15 protein-coding genes are annotated in these 13879 nt (G+C 72.8%); 9 read left to right on the plus strand and 6 right to left on the minus strand.

Going from position 1 to position 13879, the window contains the following annotated elements:
- The first annotated feature begins 89 nt into the window (after positions 1–89).
- Genes NYO98_RS19060 through pabB form a run of 3 tightly spaced genes read left to right on the plus strand, consistent with a single transcriptional unit; the run spans position 90 to position 3635 of the window.
- Positions 90–1793: a sulfatase-like hydrolase/transferase gene (locus NYO98_RS19060; protein ID WP_268113379.1), complete on the plus strand. Its 1704-nt coding sequence runs from the start codon at positions 90–92 to the stop codon at positions 1791–1793.
- A 25-nt stretch (positions 1794–1818) separates the two neighbouring features.
- Complete coding sequence (locus NYO98_RS19065) at positions 1819–2379, plus strand: anthranilate synthase component II (protein WP_268113380.1); 561 nt, start codon at positions 1819–1821, stop codon at positions 2377–2379.
- On the plus strand, positions 2376–3635 hold the full coding sequence (gene pabB / locus NYO98_RS19070; protein WP_268113381.1) for an aminodeoxychorismate synthase component I: 1260 nt from the start codon (positions 2376–2378) through the stop codon (positions 3633–3635). The genes NYO98_RS19065 and pabB overlap by 4 nt, the downstream gene beginning before the upstream one ends.
- Positions 3636–3693: 58 nt before the next feature.
- On the opposite strand, the gene NYO98_RS19075 is transcribed toward pabB, so the two are convergent.
- Positions 3694–5100: a HAMP domain-containing sensor histidine kinase gene (locus tag NYO98_RS19075; RefSeq protein WP_268113382.1), complete on the minus strand. Its 1407-nt coding sequence runs from the start codon at positions 5098–5100 to the stop codon at positions 3694–3696.
- A gap of 7 nt (positions 5101–5107) precedes the next feature.
- The gene (locus NYO98_RS19080) at positions 5108–5803 is read right to left on the minus strand and encodes a response regulator transcription factor (protein WP_268113384.1); all 696 of its coding nucleotides are present in this window, start codon (positions 5801–5803) and stop codon (positions 5108–5110) included.
- 95 nt (positions 5804–5898) lie between these two features.
- Between NYO98_RS19080 and NYO98_RS19085 the strand changes: the two genes are divergently transcribed.
- The 3 genes from NYO98_RS19085 to NYO98_RS19095 all read left to right on the plus strand — a co-directional run bounded on the left by NYO98_RS19085 (position 5899) and on the right by NYO98_RS19095 (position 8220).
- Positions 5899–6054 (plus strand): hypothetical protein, encoded by a 156-nt coding sequence (locus tag NYO98_RS19085; RefSeq protein WP_268113385.1) that lies wholly within the window; start codon positions 5899–5901, stop codon positions 6052–6054.
- Positions 6055–6061: 7 nt separating this feature from the next.
- Positions 6062–7189, plus strand: a complete 1128-nt coding sequence (locus NYO98_RS19090; protein ID WP_268113386.1) for a hypothetical protein — start codon at positions 6062–6064, stop codon at positions 7187–7189.
- Between the two features lie 314 nt (positions 7190–7503).
- Positions 7504–8220, plus strand: coding sequence for a hypothetical protein (locus NYO98_RS19095; protein ID WP_268113387.1), 717 nt, complete (start codon positions 7504–7506; stop codon positions 8218–8220).
- 7 nt (positions 8221–8227) lie between these two features.
- On the opposite strand, the gene NYO98_RS19100 is transcribed toward NYO98_RS19095, so the two are convergent.
- Genes NYO98_RS19100 through NYO98_RS19110 form a run of 3 tightly spaced genes read right to left on the minus strand, consistent with a single transcriptional unit; the run spans position 8228 to position 10019 of the window.
- Entirely contained in the window at positions 8228–9091 is an 864-nt protein-coding gene (locus tag NYO98_RS19100) for a fructosamine kinase family protein (RefSeq protein ID WP_268113388.1), read from the minus strand.
- Complete coding sequence (locus NYO98_RS19105; RefSeq protein WP_268113389.1) at positions 9091–9630, minus strand: low molecular weight protein-tyrosine-phosphatase; 540 nt, start codon at positions 9628–9630, stop codon at positions 9091–9093. The genes NYO98_RS19100 and NYO98_RS19105 overlap by 1 nt, the downstream gene beginning before the upstream one ends.
- A complete protein-coding gene (locus NYO98_RS19110) occupies positions 9630–10019 on the minus strand; it encodes a phage holin family protein (RefSeq protein ID WP_268113390.1) in 390 nt (129 codons plus the stop codon). Before NYO98_RS19110 ends, NYO98_RS19105 begins: the two co-directional genes overlap by 1 nt.
- 58 nt (positions 10020–10077) lie before the next feature.
- On the opposite strand from NYO98_RS19110, the gene NYO98_RS19115 reads away from it, so the two are divergent.
- Positions 10078–10653, plus strand: a complete 576-nt coding sequence (locus NYO98_RS19115) for a VanZ family protein (protein ID WP_268113391.1) — start codon at positions 10078–10080, stop codon at positions 10651–10653.
- Between the two features lie 9 nt (positions 10654–10662).
- Positions 10663–11751 (plus strand): histidinol-phosphate transaminase, encoded by a 1089-nt coding sequence (gene hisC, locus NYO98_RS19120; RefSeq protein WP_268113393.1) that lies wholly within the window; start codon positions 10663–10665, stop codon positions 11749–11751.
- A gap of 47 nt (positions 11752–11798) precedes the next feature.
- Here hisC and NYO98_RS19125 read toward each other — a convergent pair whose 3' ends face one another.
- Positions 11799–12584 carry a metallophosphoesterase gene (locus NYO98_RS19125; RefSeq protein WP_268113395.1) on the minus strand — a complete coding sequence of 262 codons (786 nt, stop codon included), beginning with the start codon at positions 12582–12584 and terminating at the stop codon, positions 11799–11801.
- 44 nt (positions 12585–12628) lie between these two features.
- Between NYO98_RS19125 and NYO98_RS19130 the strand changes: the two genes are divergently transcribed.
- Positions 12629–13618, plus strand: coding sequence for a glutathione S-transferase family protein (locus NYO98_RS19130; RefSeq protein ID WP_268113396.1), 990 nt, complete (start codon positions 12629–12631; stop codon positions 13616–13618).
- Positions 13619–13879 lie beyond the last annotated feature (261 nt).

The raw sequence follows: 13879 nt of genomic DNA on the forward strand, positions 1-13879 counted from the left end.
CGTGTAGACATTAATTCGGCGTGGCAGGCAACGATTCGGGGACGGACGACGTCACCCTTGTAGCCGGCTCGGGACACGACGGGGGAGCAGTGGGGTACTTCAAGGGAGCGTGGGCAGGCGTGTGCCTGCTCGCGCTGATGGCATGCGGCACGACCGTGGGGCCGAGCGACGGCGCGCGCCCGTCCGAGGGCGCGGCGCCGCAGCGCGTGACGAGCGACGCGACGGCGGCGGCCGAGCTGGCGCCGGCCGCGGCACGCGCGACGCAGCCCAACATCGTCGTGGTGATGCTCGACGACTTCTCGATGGACCTCGTCCAGACCATGCGCTCGGTGCAGAGGATGCGGAAGGCCGGCGCGAGCTATCCGCACTCGTTCGTCACCGACTCGCTGTGCTGCGTGTCGCGCTCCAGCTTCTTCACGGGCCAGTACCCGCACCAGACCGGCGTCCGCACCAACACGTCGAACAAGGGCAGGTCGAAGCTCGGCGGTTGGCCTGCCTACGACGTCCACGGCAACCCCGAGCGCGCGTTCAACGTGCGCCTGCAGGAGGCCGGCTACCGCACCGGCTTCGTCGGCAAGTTCCTCAACGAGTACGAGTGGTCGCCCGGCCGGGCGCTGCCGCCGGTCGTGCCGGGGTGGACGACGTTCCACACGGTCTTCGGCTCCGCCTACGACGGCTGGGACTTCGCCAGCACCTCGGTCGTCGACGACCGGCTGCGCCTCGTGCAGCACCCGGCGCCCCCGGCGAGCGCGAGCAACGCGACCAAGGACAAGGCGTACGCCGGCGCGGTGATCGGTGACCTGGCGATGGACCTGATCACCACCAACGAGGTCGCGGGCGCGCCGTACTTCCTCGAGGTTGCGCTCTACGCGCCGCACAACCGCACGAACCCGCAGGGCCACTACGCCGGCGATCCGCTCTTCCCGCCGATGTTCCGCGACCGCACCGGCAAGCGCAGCTGCGGCCGCGTCGCCTGCGGCAAGCTGACCGTGGACGACCTGCCCGGCTTCGCCGACCCACGTCAGGACAACCGCCCGCGGTTGGCCAACGGCAAGCGGGCCCGGGCGTGGAACACCACCCGCACCCTGCCTGCCGCGGCCGCCGTGCGCGACCTCCGCGACCGCGCACGGATGGCGCAGTCGGCCGACCGGCTCGTGAAGCGCATCCTCGACGCAGTGGGCCCGAACACCTACGTCGTCCTCACCTCCGACAACGGCTTCCACCTCGGCCAGAACGGCCTGGGCCGCGGCAAGGGGACGCCGTACGACACCGACGTCCGCGTCCCGCTGCTCGTCACCGGCCCGGGTGTCGTGCCGGGCGCGCGCCGGGAGGTCACCAGCAACATCGACCTCGCCCCGACCTTCGAGGAGCTGGCGGGGCTCGCACCCGCGCCCTACCGCAGCGGGCTCTCGCTCGTCCCGACCCTGGCGGACCCCACGGTGGTCCGGCAGTCCCACGCCTTCCTCGAGCACACGCAGCAGACGCTGACCGGCAACGACCCGGACGCGGCGTTCAGCGGCTCCGAGCTCGACCGGATCCCGTCTTACACCGCGGTGCGGTCCCGCACGGCGCTCCTCGCCAGGTTCGACCTGGACCCTCGCCCGGGCAAGGTCACGTGGGGCTACGAGTACTACAGCTACAAGCGCCACGGCTTCGAGAAGCGCAACACCGTCGCGAGCAGGAAGCACGCCCCTGAGGTCGCGGCGCTGATGGCGAAGCTCACCGCCTTCGACGGCTGCCAGGAGGTGGGCGACCAGCCGGTCTCGGAGGCGTGCCGCGTCGTACGCCAGTAGGGGCGGCTGGCACTACTGTCGCTGCGTGCACCCGGACGTGATCGTGGTCGACCACCACGACTCCTACACGTGGAACCTGGTGCACCTGTTGGCCCGGGTGACCGGCGTGCTCCCGCGCGTGGTCCAGCACGACGAGGTCGAGCCCGACGACGTGCTGCGCCACTCGCACGTCGTCCTGTCGCCCGGCCCCGGCCACCCGTCGTCGCCTGCCGACTTCGCCGTCGGCCCCGAGGTGCTGCGGGCCGGCACCCGCCCCGTGCTCGGCGTCTGCCTGGGCATGCAAGGACTGGTGACGACGTACGGCGGCACGGTGCGGCGGCTGCCCCCGGCGCACGGCGAGGTCGCGACGATCGAGCACGACGGCGCCGGCGTCTTCGCCGGGGTGCCGCAGGGGTTCGACGCCGTCCGCTACCACTCGCTCGGCGCCGTCTCGCTGCCGTCCTCCCTCGTGGCCACGGCGTGGAGCGAGGACGGCGTGGTGATGGGCGTGCGCCACGCCACGCTGCCGCTCGAGGGCGTGCAGTTCCACCCGGAGTCGGTCCTGTCCTCGCACGGCGAGGACCTCGTCAGGAACTTCCTCTCGTGAGCGACCCCGTCGCGTTCTTCCGTTCCGTCGCTGCGGAGCACCCGCGCTGCTTCTGGCTCGACGGGGGCGGGGCGCACGAGTGGTCGGGCCGGCGCTCGATCATCGGCTGGCTCGAGGAGGACGACCCGTCGCTGTCGTGGTCCGCCGCCCGCCGCGAGGTCACGCTGCACGCCGGCGGAGCGTCGACGGTCGTCGGCGACGACGTCTTCGCCGTGCTCGAGCAACGGCTCGCGGCGGGGGAGCAGTGGTTCGGCTACCTCGGCTACGCCTCGCGCACCGACCTCCCCGCCGCCGCCGACCCGGCCCTCCCCGACGCGGTCTGGATGCGCCCGCACGCGGTGCGGGTGTTCGAGCACGAGGTGGGCTCGTTGTCGGAGTCCCCGCTCGAGCGGGGAGACCGACTCTTAGAGGGGGTTGTACAGGTCTCCAGGAGTCAGGATCTCCCTCCAGGTCCGTACGCCGCCGCCTTCGCGCGCGTCCAGGAGCACCTGCACGCAGGCAACTCCTACGAGGTCAACCTGACCCACCGGCTGACCCGCACCTCCGACCTCGACCCGGTGACGGCGTACCTCCGGCTGCGCGAGCTCAACCCGGCGCCGTACAGCGGCTTCCTCCAGCACGACGTCGACGGTGCGCGCGCGTGGCTGCTGTCGAGCTCGCCGGAGAGGTACGCCCTCGTCACCGCCGACCGCCACTTGGAGACGAAGCCGATCAAGGGCACGACCCCGCGCGGTGCGACGCCGGAGGAGGACAAGCACCACCGCGAGCGGCTGGCGCGCGACCCGAAGACCCGCGCGGAGAACCTGATGATCGTCGACCTGCTGCGCAACGACCTGTCGATGGTCTGCGAGGTCGGGTCGGTCGAGGTGCCCGAGCTGATGCAGGTCGAGTCCTACGAGTCGGTCCACCAGCTCGTCTCGACGGTCCGCGGGCGGCTGCGCGACGATGTCTCGACGGTCGCCGCGCTGCGGGCGCTCTTCCCCGCCGGGTCCATGACGGGCGCGCCCAAGCTGCGCACCATGGAGATCATCGAGGAGGTCGAGGCGACCCCGCGTGGGGTGTACGCCGGCGCGTTCGGCTGGATCAGCGGCGACGGTCCGGCCGACCTCGGCGTCGTGATCCGCTCGCTGACGACCGACGGGAGCGGCACGTGGACCCTCGGGACCGGCGGCGGCATCACCGTGAAGTCCGACGTCGCCGAGGAGTGGGCCGAGTCGGAGTGGAAGGCCGAGCGGCTGCTGCGTGTCTTCGACTGAGACTTCGCACCCGAGTTCCGTGCTTAGCGGTACAGATCTCTACCTCTAAGCAGGGCGGTCACCGGATATCCGGTGACTCCAGGGCGGCAGCGACACCCGGCAGCCAGAGCGCGAAGCGCGCTCCACCACCAGGGGCGTCGGTGACCTGGATCTGGCCGCCGTGGCGGTCGATGACCTGGCGCACGATGGCCAGGCCGAGGCCCGAGCCGGGCATGGCACGGGACTCCTCGGCGCGGTAGAAGCGCTCGAACACGTGCGGCCGGTCGGCCTCGGCCACGCCGGTGCCCTGGTCGTCGACCGTGAGCACGCCGTCGGCCAACCGGACGGTGACGGTGCCCTCGGACGGGCTCCACTTGGCCGCGTTGTCGAGCAGGTTGGTGACCGCCCGCTCGAGGCTGTTGGCGTCGCCGACGACCCGCCACGGGTCGAGGGCGACGTCGAAGGAGATGCCCTGGGCGCGACGGCGTACGCGCGTCACGGCTCGCTCGACGACGTCGGCGAGGTCCACCTCGGCGACCACGCGGCTCGTGGGCTCGTCGCGGGCGAGCTCGACCAGGTCGCCGACGAGCGCGCTGAGCTCCTCGATCTGGCCGCGGACGTCGTCGAGCAGCTCGAGCCGGGCCGCCGCCGGGAGCGCGGAGTTGCCCTCGGCCTGGCGGAGCAGGTCGAGGTTGGTGCGGAGCGAGGTGAGCGGCGTGCGCAGCTCGTGGCTGGCGTCGGCGACGAGGCGGCGCTGGCGGTCGCGGGAGGCCCCCAGGGCGAGCAGCATCTGGTTGAACGCCGTGGCGAGCCGCGCGACCTCGTCGTCGCCCTCCACGCGCAGCGGCCTGAGGTCCTCGGTCATCGCGATGTGCTCGACCGCGGAGGTGAGCCGCCGCAGTGGCCTCAGCCCGTTGCGGGCCACCAGCCAGCCGGCGAGCAGTGCGGCCAGCACCCCGAGCGCGCCGAAGACGAACAGCACCCCGCCGAGCTTCTCGAGGGTCCGGTCGTTGGGGGCCAGTGGTTGGGCGAGGATCAGCGCCTCGCCGCTGCCGGCGTGCACGGTGGCGACCCGGAACCGTTCGCCCTCTCGCGTGACGAGGGTGCGGACCGCGGACTCCCGCTGGCCGGTCGCCACCTCGTACTCCGGACGGCCGAGCGTGAAGTCGGGGACGTCGTCACCGGTGATGGTGCGTCCCTGGGCGGTGATGAAGATGATGCGCACGTCGGCCGCCCCGAGCATCCAGGCGGGGGCGCCCCGGGCGGTGACCTCCGACAGGGTGGTGAAGGCGGTGGCCTTGTGTGCCCGGTTGAGCAGCGACTGGTCGAGCGAGCTCATCATCTGCTGGCGCATCACCACGAACGCGGTGAAGGCCATGACGGCGATCGAGAGGCCCACTGCCACCGTGGTGAGGACGGCGACGCGCGACGCGAGCGACCTGCGGTAGTGCCAGCGCCCGTCCGGCCAGGCGGCGGCGGTGCTCACGGGGTCCTCATGCTTCCTTCAGGACGTATCCGACGCCGCGCACGGTCTGGATCAGCCGCGGCTCGCCCTCGGCCTCGGTCTTGCGACGCAGGTAGCCGACGTAGACCTCGAGCGAGTTGGCGCTGGTCGGGAAGTCGTAGCCCCAGACCTCCTCGAGGATGAACGAGCGGTCGAGCACCCGGCGCGGGCGGCGCAGGAACATCTCCAGCAGGGTGAACTCGGTGCGGGTCAGCTCGATCGGCCGGCCGCCGCGGGACACGTCGCGGCTCGCGACGTCCATGGTGAGGTCGGAGAAGGTCAGCACCTCGCTCTCGGCGTCGCCGTCCGGCACGACGCGACGCAGCAGCGCGCGCAGCCGAGCCAGAAGCTCCTCGAGCGCGAAGGGCTTGGTGAGGTAGTCGTCGGCCCCGGCGTCGAGCCCCTCGACCCGGTCGCCCACCGCGTCGCGCGCGGTCAGGACCAGGATGGGTACGTCGTTGCCCGCCGCCCGCAGCGCGCGCGTCGTCTCGATCCCGTCGAGCCGCGGCATCATCACGTCGACCACGACGACGTCGGGGTGCTGCGCGCCCACCGCCACGAGTCCCTCGGCGCCGTCGGCGGCCAGGACGACCTCGTAGCCGTTGAACTCCAGCGACCGGCGCAGGGAGTCGCGCACGGCTCGGTCGTCGTCGACGACCAGGACGCGGGGCCTGGAGTCATTCACAGGGAAAGGATGCCATCGCCTCCTGAGGTGATCCTGAGCATTCGCTGGGCCTCAGCGGTGCGGGCTCATCCAGCCACCATGCCGCGCCCGCCATCATGTACGGGCCGGTCACCGGGTCGACGGCGCTCAAGGAACCCCTCGAGATCGTCGAGAAGTGCGTCAGGGAGTCCATCAAGCGCCAGGAGAAGAGGCTGGAGATGGAGGCGGCGATGCGGGCGGGCAACGCCTACCGGGCAGGAACGCTGAGATGATCGCGGCGTGGTGACCATCAGCACGGCGGCCGAGCTCGACGCGCGACTACGGTCGATCCGGGACACGCGCGGCGGCGAGGACCAGTTCGTCGCCGAGGCGCAGGAGCTCGGCCGGGACCTCGGGGTGCGGATCGGGTGTGACTCGCTGCTCCGGCTCGCGCTGGCGGGGCTGACCCGCGTCGGTGCCCGTGACCGCCCCGAGCCCGGTCCGGATGCGGTGTTCTCGGGACGGAGCATGGTGCTCGCAACCGCACCTGCCACGCACTGGGGGGATGGGGATGCCGACGACCTCATGGCGGCGCTGCTGGGCTCCGCGGAGGCCGCGGTCCCGGCCGTCGGCCTCCAGGGCGAGCTGCGGTCGACGTACGTCGCCGTGCTGGCCCGACCCGACGTGCGGGCGGCCCTCGGAGCTGATCGGCCCGTCGACCTCCACGCCCTGGCGGCGCTGGTGGCCGAGCGCACGGCCGCCGGCTTCGGGGTTCCGGAGACGTGGGACCTCGATGTCGAGGTGGGTCTTTTCGACTGGCTCGGTGAGGTGCTCGGCGGTCCGTTGCCGGCCGCCTTCCTCGCCGAGGTCCTCGACCGACGGGAGCTGCGGCTGAGCCTGCGGGACGAGCGGGTCGGCGCGGCCGCCGCCCGGCTGTGCGAGGTGCCCGTCTCCGACCTCCTGCCCTTCGAGGGGCCAGACGACGCCGTCGTGGACCCGCCGTTGTCCCTCGACCAGCTCGTCCAGTCCGCCGAGGCGCTCTCGCGCACGTCGGCGGGGTGGTCCGCCCGGCGCCGCGGCCTGCTCGACCCCCTCGCGGCCGGTGAGGCCGGTGAGCGGCCGTGGGTGATGTCGGGACGCGCGCTCCGGTGGCTGGTCGACCGCGGGGTGCCGGTCGGGCCGCTGCGCCTCGGGCGGATCGACGAGTACGTCAAGAGCGTCGTCGAGATGCTCGACCGGGGCGAGGGCACCGAGCCCGTGGGCGCGCACCTCAACGTCGTCGTCGGTCAGGCGGAGGACGGGGTGCACCTGCCGCTGGCCGAGGAGCTCGCCCTCCTCGCGTGGCTCCTCGACGTGCATGACGACTACGTCGACCTCGAGGCGCTCCTCGACATCCGGAGCAAGGGCCTGCGAGGCGACTTCGGGTGAGGTCGCGCCCCCCGGCTCAGGCGTAGCGCGCGGCGACGGTCCCCGCGCGGGCGCCTCTACGGCGCGGCGTGGGCAGAGGGAGCCCACTACTACTGACCCCTCGACGGCCTGGTCGGGCGACCGGGGCGGAGGCCTGTCTGAAGACCGCAACACCGCAGGCGGTACCGAGCAGTGGGTGGACCCCGTCGGCTGGCCGAGCCGAGGGCCAACCCGGGGGCCAGCGGCGTCTCGCGCGAGATGTCCCTGTTCTTCCAAGTACGGCGGGCCGGCCGGAGCGATCAGCAGCCTCAACGTCCCGTGGTAGGAACGACGCCATGACCGACGACGACAACCTCGCCTTCCTGAGGGAGGTCATGCGGCACTCCAAGGAGGCCGCCGGGCTGCCGTCGGGCTGGGGCACGACACCCAGCCCGCTGAGCCCGGAGGAGGAGGCGGAGGACGCCCCCAGGCCGCCCCGGCTGCGCGCCGGGATGTCCACGGCCGAGCTCCTGCCCTACGGCCGGGTCGTGCGCACCGCGGACGGCCAGGACCTCCAGGTGGAGCGGCTGACCGCCGGTCCGCTCGAGGCCTCCGGCGGTGGGATCGCGGTCTGCGACCCGGTGTCCCTGGAGTGGCTCGGGCAGCCGCTCGAGCTCGACCTCAAGGGCGACCTGCTGCCGGTCGAGCTCGCCGTCCTCCGGCGTACGACGCCGCGGGGCGACGTCCTGCAGGGTGCGGCGGCGGTCGTCGGGGACCCGTCGGCGGTGACGTCGTGGATCGACTTCCCGATGCCGGGCACCCGCGTCCAGGTCGACCAGGGCTGTGGCGCCTTCGTCGTGCGCAACGACCTGTCGCGGGTGGCCGACGTCGCGCCCGACCTGGCTCCGACGACGAGCACCGACGGGCTCGTGCCGGTGCACGTCGACGGCCGGGTGGCCGCCGTGCTCTTCGATCCCGGCGACGGGCCGGGCGGCTACGAGGTGCTGCTCGGTCGCGGCCGGGGACCGCTCCCGGTCGCGCTGCTGGTGGACCTGCGGGTGCTGCCGCGCTGAGCCCGGCTCAGGCGTAGCGCGCCGCGACGGTCCCCGCGCGGTCGCCGTAGCCGCCGCCGAACATGCACGCGTGCACCAGGAGCGGGAAGAGCTGGTGGACGCCGAGCCGGTCCTCCCAGCCCTCGGCGAGCGGCTGCGCCTCGTCGTACGCCGCCATCACCCGCGGCAGGTGCGTGAGGCCGAACAGGTGGAGCATCGCCAGGTCGAGCTCGCGGTGTCCGCCGTGGGCGGCCGGGTCGATGACGTGGATGGCGAGGTCCTGGCCCCAGAGGCAGTTGCCGTTCCAGAGGTCGCCGTGGAGCCGGGCGGGCGCCTCGTCGGGGAGCAGGCCGGTCAGCTTGCCGACCACCGCCTCGACCGCCGCCGCGTCGGACTCGGAGATCGCACCGCGGTCGCGGGCCAGCTTGAGGTAGGGCAGGACGCGGCGCACGGCGTAGAACTCCGGCCACGAGTCGGCGGGCTTGTTGGGCAGCGGCAGCCGCCCGATGAAGCCGTCGTGGTCGAGCCCCCACCCGTCCGCGCCGGCGGCGTGGGTGGTGGCGAGCTGGTGGCCGAACGTGACGGCGGCCTCGACCGGCGTCTTCGGGCTCTGCTCGACCCAGGCCAGGACGACGCAGTCGCTGGCGGCGGCGAGCACCTCGGGCACGGGGACGCCACCGTCGACCTCGGCGAGCCAGCGCAGGCCGGCGGCCTCCGCCTCGAAGAAGCCGTCGGGTGCGTGGGGCAACGTCTTCATCAGCGCGGTCTGCCCGCTCGAGAGCCGCAGCCGGGTGGCCGTGGCGATGTCACCGCCGGCCACGGGCGAGGTCGCCACGACGGCCGTGCCGAGGAGCTCCTCGGCACGCTTGGCGACCAGTGGCTGGCGAGCCATCAGGCCCGGCCCCCGCCCGTCCGGTCGCTCGTGCGGTCGCCCACGTCGGCCCCCAGCGAGGCCGTCAGGGCCACCACGAGCGCGTCGCTCGTGCGCTCGACCATCGCCAGCACCTCCTCGAAGCCGTCGTCCCCACCGTAGTACGGGTCCGGGACCGCGCCGCCCGGATCCACCGGATCGAAGTCGCGGAACATGCCGACGCGCGGCTGTCGCCCGCCGACGTCGGCCAGGTTGGCCTCGTCCATCACGAGCACCAGGTCGTACGCCTCGGGCCAGCTCGCGTCGTACTGCTGGGCGCGGTGCCGGCTGGCGTCGTAGCCGGCGGCGGTCAGCGTGGCCGCGGCACGCGGGTCCATCGGATTGCCGAGGTGCCAGCCGCCGGTGCCGGCGGAGGCGACCTCCACGCGGCCGGCGAGGCCGGCGTCGGCGAGGCGGCTCTCCAGGACGACGTGGGCCGTGGGCGAGCGGCAGATGTTGCCCAGGCAGACGAGCGCGATCCGGTAGGGACCCGCGGTGTGCTGTGCGGGGACGGCCGGCATCAGCCGCGGTAGGGGATGGCGACGCGGACGCCCCAGCCGACGATCGTGACGATGATCGAGCCCAGGAGCGCGTTCCAGAAGCCGTCGACGTGGAAGCCGAGGTCGAAGGCGTCCGCCAGCCGGGCGGTCAGCAGCAGCATCAGCGCGTTGATCACCAGCAGCAGGAAGCCCAGCGTGAGGATGATGAACGGCAACGAGATCAGCTTGATCACCGGCTCGACGAAGGTCGACACCAGGCCCAGGATCAGCGCGACGACCAGAAGCGGCACGATCTTGTCCTGCAGCTCCGCCTGCCCGTTCTTCGCCCCCTCGAACCAGATGCCGTCCAGCAGCCAGGCCGCGACCGACAGGCCGGCGGCGTAGGTCAGCAGCCACATCAGGAACCTCATGCCGTGACCCTAGCCGGGCGCGACGAAGTCGTTCCGGGGCGGCGACTACCCTCCCCGGATGGTGTCGATCGGCGGGACGGGCGTGATGGTGCTCGGCGGCCTCGTGGCTGCCGGCGTCGCCGCGCTCCTCGTCACGGCCCTGCGTCCCCGGCTCGGCACGGCGTCCGCGGTCTCGGTCGCCGGGCTCCTGTGGTCGCTCGTCGCGATCGCGCTCGTCACCCTCGTGCCCACCCGGTCGGACGTCGGGATCGTGCCGGCCGAGAGCCGCAGCGAGGCGTGCTCCTGGGACTACGGCGGCCCGTCGGGCGCGGCGTTCGAGGTGCTCGGCTTCGACCAGCGGACCCTCAACGTGCTGCTCTTCGTGCCGGCGGGCATGTTCCTCGTCCTGGCGGTCGGACGCTGGTGGTCGGGCCTCGTGCTGGCGCCCCTCGGCCTCCTCGGGCTGGCGGCGTACAGCCTCGCGATCGAGCTCACGCAGCTCCAGCTCGCGCGCATCGACCGTGCCTGCGACGTCACCGACATGGTCGACAACATCCTCGGTGCCGGCCTCGGCTTCGTGATCGGCGTGGTCCTGCTCCCGGTCGTGCGGCCCTGGCGGGGCCGGCGGAAGCCGGAGCAGCTGGTCGCTCACTAGGGTGCGGGCATGAGCTCTCCCCAGCCCCGGCCCAACGTGCTCGCCATCCCTGCGTACGTCGCCGGCAAGCCGCCCGTCGCCCGACCCGGGCTGACGTCGTACAAGCTCTCGTCCAACGAGAACCCCTACCCGCCGCTGCCGGGCGTGCTCGAGGCCGCGCGCGAGGCCGCGGCGGAGATGAACCGCTACCCCGACATGGGCAGCGCCGCGCTCTACGCCGCCCTCGCCGAGGCGATGGGCGTCCCGGTCGAGGACCTCGCCGCCGCGACGGGGTCGGTGGCGCTGATCTACCAGCTCGTCAACGCCTTCTGCGAGCCGGGCGACGAGGTCGTCTACGCCTGGCGCTCCTTCGAGGCCTACCCGATCGCGGTCACCGCGGGCGGCGCGCGCAGCGTGCAGGTCCCGGTCACGGCGGACGGGCGCCACGACCTCGACGCGATGGCCGCGGCGGTCACCGACCGCACCAAGGTGGTCATCGTCTGCACGCCCAACAACCCGACCGGCCCGGCCGTCACGCAGGCCGAGCTCGACGCGTTCATCGCGAAGGTGCCCCCGCACGTGGTGGTCGTCGTCGACGAGGCCTACCTCGAGTTCGTGCGGATGGACGACGCCATCGACGGGATCGCCACCTACCGGCGCCACGACAACGTCGTGCTGACGCGCACCTTCTCCAAGGCCTACGGCCTCGCCGGCTTCCGTGTCGGGTACGCCGTCGCTCCCGCCCCGCTCGCGGCCGCCCTGCGCGCCGTCTCGCTGCCGTTCGGCGTCAGCCACGTCGCCCAGGCCGCGGCCATCGCCTCCCTCGAGGCGCAGGCCGAGCTGTTCGTCCGGGTCGAGGACCTCGTCACCCGCCGCGCCGACCTGGTCGCGCGGCTGCGCGAGGTCGGCTGGGAACTGCCCGACGCGCAGGGCAACTTCGTGTGGTTCCCGCTCGGCGACCGCGCGCTCGACTTCGCCGCCGCCTGCGGCGAGGTGGGGATCTCGGTGCGCCCGTTCGCCGGCGACGGCGTGCGCGTGAGCATCGGCGAGACCGAGGCCTTCGACCGCGTCGTCGAGGTGGCTGCCCGCTTCGGGCCGACAAGCTCAGGGAGAGCCTGACAACCCCTGCACGTGGACGGCCGATGTACGCCACCCACCCGCGCGGCCTACTCGGACAGGCGGGCGACCAGGCACGGACCGCCCTCGTAGATCCCGCCGTCGACGTCGAGCGCGAGGCCATCGGCGTAGAGGCGCGGCTCGGAGTAGGAGTCGACGGGTTCGCCGAACAGGTCGCCGATGATGCTGTGGCCGTGGACGATGCGCTCTCCTCCGAGGGCGTCGAGGAGCGTCCGTGCGGCCGCGGGACCGGACGACCCGGCGTAGTCGTGGCGCCGGCCGAGGGCGAGCAGCAGGTCGAACCACGCCACCGGGTCGTCCCCGGCGAGGACCTCGCGCACGGCGCGGTTGACGTCGTCGACGGTGTCGCCCCACTCGAGGTAGGCGAGGGTGTCGGAGTGCATGAGGAGGTGGTCGCCGTCGCGACCGACCGCCGGCAGCCCCGCCAGCCAGGCGAAGAGCTCCTCGTCGAGGCCGTCCTGGTCGGAGGTGAGCCCGCCGTTGCGGGCCCAGATCGACGCGAAGGTCCGCACCACCCCGCGGTGCACCACCTCGGAGTCGCCGAACAGCCGGGTGCCCAGCGCGATGACCTCGTGGTTGCCCAGCAGCGGCTCGACCGAGCCGCCGGCTGCCGCGGCCTCGTCGACGAGGCGGCGTACGAGCGCGATCACGCCGAGCCCGTCCGGGCCCCGGTCGAGGAGGTCGCCGAGGACCCACAGCCGCGCGCCGCCGCCGCACCAGTGGGAGTCCTCGTCCACGAGGCCGGCCTCCTGCAGCGCGCCGGTCAGCTCGGACAGGTGGCCGTGGGGGTCGCTGGTCGCGAAGGTGGCGCTCACGTCACGAAGGTATGTCCTCGTGCCCACGCGGGTATGGTTGAAGTGTGAACGACACGGCGACGTACACGACCAAGGGCAAGCCCTTCGAGCGCGACATGTCCTACATCCCCGACCGGGTCCTGGCGGGCGAGCGGTCCGCGGACCCGCTGGACGACCGGTTCCCGAGCGGGTCGAAGGACAGCCCGCGCGACGTGCCGGTGTGGAGGGCCGAGCCGGGCCGCTACCGCCTGGTCGCCGCCCGTGCCTGCCCGTGGGCGCACCGCTCCATCATCGTCCGCACGCTCCTCGGCCTCGAGGACGTCATCTCGTGGGGCGCGCCCGGCCCGACGCACGACGCCCGCAGCTGGACCTTCGACCTCGACGAGGGCGGTCGCGACCCGGTGCTCGGCATCGAGCGGCTGCAGGAGGCCTACTTCGCCCGCCAGCCCGACTACCCGCGCGGCATCACGGTGCCGGCGATCGTCGAGGTCGCCTCGGGCAAGGTCGTGACCAACGACTTCCCGCAGATCACCCACGACCTCTCCTTCGAGTGGCGCGCGCACCAGCGCCCCGACGCCCCGGACCTGTGGCCGGCCGACGTCCGCGAGGAGATGGAGTCGGTGATGAAGCGCGTCTTCACCGAGGTCAACAACGGCGTCTACCGCTGCGGCTTCGCCGGCTCGCAGGAGGCCTACGAGGACGCGTACGACCGGCTGTTCACGACGCTCGACTGGCTCGAGGACCGGCTCGCGGACCGCCGCTACCTGATGGGCGACGCGATCACCGAGGCCGACGTCCGGCTCTTCACCACGCTGGTGCGCTTCGACGCGGTTTACCACGGGCACTTCAAGTGCAACCGCAACAAGCTCACCGAGATGCCGAACCTCTGGGGCTACGCGCGCGACCTCTTCCAGACCCCGGGCTTCGCCGACGAGGTGGACTTCGACCAGATCAAGAAGCACTACTACGTCGTCCACACCGACATCAACCCGACGCAGATCGTCCCGGTCGGCCCCGACGAGTCCGGCTGGCAGACCCCGCACGGCCGCGGCTGACGCCGCACGACGTACGACACCGAGCCGGCGTCGGCGGGTACCCCCCGGGTCCCGTCGGCGCCGGTTCGTCGTCCCCGGACCTGTCCTGAAGTGGGTACGTGGTCTGGTCCGGACGGGCCCCTATCCCGACCGCTTTACCAACATCGGGTCAAGCGCCTCCGCAGGTAGTCCGGTGCCTCCTCGCGGTGGATTCCCGTCGTGCTCCCCTGACGCCAGTCTTCTGCCCTGACACACGGGCCGTGCCACTTGGGGCTGCGCGGC

This window comes from Nocardioides pini (genome assembly GCF_026712185.1).
Lineage (GTDB): Bacteria > Actinomycetota > Actinomycetes > Propionibacteriales > Nocardioidaceae > Nocardioides > Nocardioides pini.